Origin of the sequence: Microvirga sp. KLBC 81 (assembly GCF_003075415.1) — a bacterium.
GTDB lineage: Bacteria > Pseudomonadota > Alphaproteobacteria > Rhizobiales > Beijerinckiaceae > Microvirga.
In genome coordinates this window covers 1-4,702 of the sequence record NZ_QDAH01000167.1, presented here as the reverse complement: position 1 = coordinate 4,702, position 4,702 = coordinate 1, and the positions used below count along the sequence as shown (strand labels likewise).

Here is a 4,702-nt window from a genome sequence, read left to right as displayed (position 1 = left end):
AGTTCGCCATTCTCTTCGACGGCCGCTTCAGGCCGGTTTGATGAACCCGGCCCTTACACGGAAATTCCGACAGTCCCCCGAGCGCCGAAGGGTCCAAGGGAGGGTCACCGCGCGACCAGCCAGCGCACAGCGGAGAACACGCTGAGGTCAATGCCGCTCGCCGCAGCCGCTGGGTATGCCTTGCCTGGATGATCCAAAGCCAATGGCGAAGACGAAACGGACACGTCCTGGATTATGGCCGGACCAACCGGGACTATGCTCCCCATCGTGACGAGCACCGCAGGCACTAACCCATGGGATGGCCTCGCCTTCCCAGAGCTATTTCCGATCTCGGCACCTCACTACCGAGAACGCCACAGGCTCTCAAGCATCAACGCCGTGGTAATCTGCTGATGCAGATCGGCAAGACGCTGGACGAGAGGCTCCCGCTCCTGGGCATGGTGAGCCTCAAGCTGCTCGACGAGACGCACTCTGATCGCCTCGGGACCAGACCAGCCCTTGAGGCATTCTCGTTCGCTCTCGTAGCAGGCTTCAACTTCCGACAGAACGGCCAGCACCCGTTGTATCTCTGCGGTCAGAGCGCCGCGACCAAGTGGGGACAGGACTGCTGGTTCGTGGACTGGGACGCGTAGCATGGCAAGCCTCCCTCGCTCTTGTTGTTGAGAGCATTCTACACCCAATGCGTCGTCAGGAACACCGAACCGTCTCGCGGCGCACCACAGAATGATCCCGTCACATGCCTGATGCATCCGTCAGGGCATGTTCTCGAGCAGATCCTCGACGCAGAGCGCCGAGTTGTGAGCCACGACAGCCACCATCTCGGTATAGGAGAGATGGCTGTCGTCCCCTGCCCCGTCCGAGACGGTGCGGATGATATAAGCTCCCTTGCCAAACCGGCGGGCCACGTCGAGAACCGCCGCCGACTCCATGTCCACAATGTCCCCGCCAAGGGCCTGGAGGCGGGCTCGGGCCTCCTTGCAGTGATGAACACATCCCCCGACAATACTGCCCCGAGCCGAGTGGTGAGCTTGTTGGCCATCCGCTCCCGCAGATGCTCCATCGTCTGCTCAACCTGGGCTGAGACGTGAGACAGGTCGCGCAAAGGCTGGGCCATTCCCGGAAGCGGAATGGCATCAGGGATCACAAAGGGTCGTGCCGATCGGGAGGCGATTTCATTCGTAAGCGCTGTCACGGCAGCCTCGATCTCGGCCACGTCCTGCTCCACCTCGGTATTGAACAGGGTCTTGGCCGCAATCCGGAGGGTAAGCCGCATCATGTCCGCATGGAGGTCTCGCTCCACTCCAGGCTTCCACCCGTCGAGCATGTGCTGCGTGCAACGCACCATCACCTCGCCATAGCGCGCAAGGCATTGGCCGGTGAAAGCGGGTGCGGCGAGGCGGCGTTGCCGACGCCAGAACTCGCCCTCGCTGGTGACCAGACCATTTCCGAGCACGGCGGTGATGTGCCGCCGCAGGAAATTGTACTTGATGAAATTGCCGTGTTATTTCACGAGGACGGCCTCGATCAGCTCCGGGGCGTTGATCAGGAGGGTCGGCCATGCCCCCAGTTGGAGGGCAACGACATCACCGTACTTGCGTGAGCACATGTGAAAAAGCCAAGCGGGTCCCAGGCGAGATCAACAAGGTGGCCGACCAGCGGGAGCGCCTTGGGACCAGGAGGCTTGCCTCTGGTTCGAGCAGGTTTTTGCAAAGCTGGGTGAGACGGAGATATGGTCTGCACGACTAAGCTCCTGGTGCCGCTGCGCTACTTTGAAATCTGCAGGAGAAGCACTATACACCCCGCAGGAACGCGCTGAGACGGGTTCTCCGAAAGGTCTTCGCTCCGCTACTCTGCGTAAACTTCCACTCCCCTATAAAACTCCCCATGAAGCTTGGCTGTGAGGTAACAATCAGCCGCCAACGCAGGCTGGACACCACTCCCGGCCCGCCGCAGAATCCGGCATGGAACGGCACCGAGAGACTCATGGGTCCGCAGGAGCATAAGATCGAGCGGCGGCTGGCAGCCATCTTGGCGGCTGACGTGGCGGGCTACTCGCGCATGATGAGCCAAGATGAGGTCGGAACCCTCCGGAGCCTGACCGCTCACCGTGCGATCATGGACCGGCTGATCGCCGAAGATGGTGGCCGGATCGCCAACACCGCTGGCGACAGCGTTCTGGCCGAGTTCCCCAGCGCCGTGGATGCCGTCCAGTGCGCTCTGGACGTGCAGGAGGCCCTCGCCCAAGCAAACCAGGATACCCCTGAGGAATGTCGTCTTCAGTTCCGGATTGGGGTCCACGTTGGTGACGTGATAATCCGAGGCGCGGACCTGTTAGGTGATGGGGTGAACATCGCAGCACGGCTGGAAAGCCTCGCCGAGCCAGGAGGCGTGTACATCTCTGCCGCTACCCTTGCGTATGTTCGTCGAGTGCGCAACCTCGACTTCGATGATCTCGGACCACAGGAGATCAAGAACATCGACGAGCCGGTTCACGTCTACCGCGTTCGTGCTTCAGCATCGCCTCCCTTGGGCTCAGTACAGGGGACGGAGCGAGCGAAATCACTCCCCCTTCCTGACAAGCCGTCGATTGCCGTACTCCCGTTCACAAATATGAGTGGTGATCCCGAGCAGGACTATCTTGCTGACGGTGTCGTGGAAGAGATCACTGCCGCCCTGTCCCGCATCCGCTCCTTTTTCGTTATCGCACGCAACTCTACCTTCACCTATAAGGGCAAGGCTGTTGATGTTCGCCAAGTCAGCCGGGAGCTTGGAGTGCGCTATGTCCTAGAAGGCAGCGTACGGAAGTCTGGATGTCGAATCCGGATTGTGGCTCAGCTTATCGACGCTACAACAGGGACTCACATGTGGGCCGAGCAGTATGATGGCAGCGTCGAGGATGTGTTTGATCTCCAGGACCAGATCACCGCCAGTGTCGTGGGAGCCGTGCAGCCTTCGATCCGCGCGGCTGAGATCGAGCGCGCTAGACGCAAGCGGCCAGACAGTCTGGATGCGTATGACTTGGTGATGCGCGCCCTTCCGGATGTGTGGTCTCTGAACCGGGATGCCAATGTCCGCGCCATGGGACTGCTGGAACAGGCACTGAAACTCGATCCAACCTATCCTCTGGCACTGTCACTGCTCGCTTGGTGCCGCGGTCAGCGCGCTGTCTACAACTGGTCCACGACCATCGAGGCGGACAAGCGCGAGGCTCTCCGATTAGCGGAGACTGCCTCGACTTTGATTGCCGATGATCCGTTTGTACTGACGGTTCTTGGAGCGGCTCTGACGATCACCCGTGAATTCACGGCGGCGGCGAAGATGCTGGATGCCGCCACCCGTCTCGATCCAAACTCATCCTGGGCCTGGAACCGAAGCGGCTATCTCCGCAACTACCTGGGTGATCCGGAAACCGCCATCCAGCACTTCGAGCGGGCAATCCGCCTCAGCCCCTTCGATCCGATGGTGTTCAACTCCGAGTTCGGGATCGGATCGGCCCACTTCATCGCTCAGCGCTATGAGCGTGCCATTGAGTTCTTCGAGAAGGGTCTGATTTCAAACCCCACGGCAACCTGGATACATCGCAATCTTGCGCCAGCTTACGTCTTTGCGGGGCAACCGGCCAAAGCCGAGGCCAGTGTCCGCAAACTCCGTGAGGGCTATCCCGACCTCACTGTGGGAGCGGCCCGCACGGCAATGGTTTTCCAGGGTGAGGTGCTCGATCGAATCTGCGAGGGGCTCTGCCACGCGGGTCTTCCTGAGTGATCCACGACGAGAGCTGATTCCACTTGCGTGGAATCAGCTCTCGTCTTTTTCAGGCTGCATATTTTTGACGGCGAACCGGATCCACTTCGCCGAAAAATGCTCTAGAGGGAATTTGTCGGCGATCTGCTGCATTTCCGCACCCTTCCGCGACCGTTCGCGTTTATCTGTCGACGGGATCAACAATCAGTTGCTCGCCGTCACCAGAACAAAGCCTCGCGTCCGGTTTTGGTTATCTGAATCGGGTGTATTCATCACCGCCGCCTCCCCTGGAATAGTAGCACCGTCACGTTGGCGCGCTGCAGGTTCAAGCGCATAGTTGGCGAGGACAAGGCCCTCGGAGACCGCAATGGTGACTGAGCGCATAATTCTGCCCTCGTGTCCTGCTTTCGGGTGAGGTGTTCATGCCCAGCCTTCTTGTCCACATCACCTGCGGGCCTGAGAACCCGACAAAAGCGACGCTCGCCTTCTTCGTCGCAGCAGCGGCGGTTGAGGCGGGGCATGAGGTTCATGTTTTTCTCGCAGGCGATGCCGTCCAACTCCTGCGCGAGCCCGTGCGCAACAGCCTGACTGGTCTCGGCACAGGTGCGCTGCATGAACACTACTTGAAGATCATTGCGGGAGGCGGTCGTCTCTACGTCTCGGGCGGGTCCTGCGCCGCACGGGGTGTGACCAACGAGGACCTCCAAGGTGTGCCCCACGAGAAGGGAGCACCACCGACCTTGGTTCGGCTGGTCATGGCGTGCGACCGCAGCATCGTCTACTGACTGGATCATCACCAAAGGGCGGAAGTAGAAACAGAAAGCTCGCGCTTCGCTCTCCCATGAGCAGGACAGAGCCAACGAGGCAGCGCAGCACCGGCCTTTTGTGGTATGCTCTGATGGTGGTCGGTTTACTGCATCACGTCTTCTAAGCGCCGGAGGTTCGGTCATGGCCCACCGCG

At 60.4% G+C, this 4,702-nt stretch carries 4 protein-coding genes and 1 pseudogene; 2 read left to right on the top strand and 3 right to left on the bottom strand.

Features of this window, described 5'->3' with window-relative positions:
• Positions 1-341: 341 nt before the first annotated feature.
• The 3 genes and pseudogenes from DC522_RS34485 to DC522_RS37685 form a co-directional block, all read right to left on the bottom strand.
• Positions 342-635 (bottom strand): hypothetical protein, encoded by a 294-nt coding sequence (locus DC522_RS34485; protein ID WP_133239445.1) that lies wholly within the window; start codon positions 633-635, stop codon positions 342-344.
• Between the two features lie 117 nt (positions 636-752).
• Complete coding sequence (locus tag DC522_RS32465) at positions 753-1,004, bottom strand: hypothetical protein (protein WP_116532548.1); 252 nt, start codon at positions 1,002-1,004, stop codon at positions 753-755.
• Between the two features lie 74 nt (positions 1,005-1,078).
• Positions 1,079-1,453 (bottom strand): annotated as a pseudogene (locus DC522_RS37685) (cytochrome P450); the annotation flags it as partial.
• A gap of 431 nt (positions 1,454-1,884) precedes the next feature.
• Here DC522_RS37685 and DC522_RS32455 point away from each other — a divergent pair.
• Positions 1,885-3,762, top strand: coding sequence for an adenylate/guanylate cyclase domain-containing protein (locus DC522_RS32455; protein ID WP_245444731.1), 1,878 nt, complete (start codon positions 1,885-1,887; stop codon positions 3,760-3,762).
• A gap of 401 nt (positions 3,763-4,163) precedes the next feature.
• The gene (locus tag DC522_RS32445; protein WP_116532546.1) at positions 4,164-4,526 is read left to right on the top strand and encodes a DsrE family protein; all 363 of its coding nucleotides are present in this window, start codon (positions 4,164-4,166) and stop codon (positions 4,524-4,526) included.
• Positions 4,527-4,702 lie beyond the last annotated feature (176 nt).

Excerpts from the sequence above, each read along its gene's own strand:
- DC522_RS34485 (WP_133239445.1), bottom strand. The coding sequence starts at position 635 with ATGCTACGCGTCCCAGTCCACGAACCAGCAGTCCTGTCCCCACTTGGT.
- DC522_RS32455 (WP_245444731.1), top strand. The coding sequence starts at position 1,885 with ATGAAGCTTGGCTGTGAGGTAACAATCAGCCGCCAACGCAGGCTGGAC.
- DC522_RS32445 (WP_116532546.1), top strand. The coding sequence starts at position 4,164 with ATGCCCAGCCTTCTTGTCCACATCACCTGCGGGCCTGAGAACCCGACA.